This is a genomic window from Streptomyces viridosporus, assembly GCF_002078235.1.
In the GTDB taxonomy this organism is placed as follows: Bacteria; Actinomycetota; Actinomycetes; order Streptomycetales; family Streptomycetaceae; genus Streptomyces; species Streptomyces viridosporus.
In genome coordinates, this window is the sequence record NZ_MSGP01000938.1 from 265 (window position 1) to 536 (window position 272).

Sequence of the window (272 nt, forward strand, 5' to 3'; positions counted from 1 at the left end):
CAAGCGGGGAAGAACCCCGCTGCGGCCTTCGGTGCCAACGAATGGCTCGTCGACGAGATCTACCAGCAGTACCTCCAGGACCCGAACTCGGTGGACCGAGCCTGGTGGGACTTCTTCGCCGACTACAAGCCGGGCGCGCCTGCGACCTCGGCTCCGGCGGGTACCGCGGCCGCGGGGGCCGCGGGGACCACCACGGCCCAGCCGACCGCTCCGGCCCAGCCCGCCGCGCCCGCGCCCGCCCGGGCCGACGCGCAGCCCGCGCCCGCCGCTCC

Annotated in this window: 1 protein-coding gene; it reads left to right on the forward strand. The window is 76.5% G+C overall.

All coding sequences use genetic code 11. From position 1 onward, the window contains the following. On the forward strand, positions 1 to 272 hold a 272-nt coding region (locus B7L92_RS38795), incomplete at both ends, for a 2-oxoglutarate dehydrogenase E1 subunit family protein (RefSeq protein WP_143626544.1).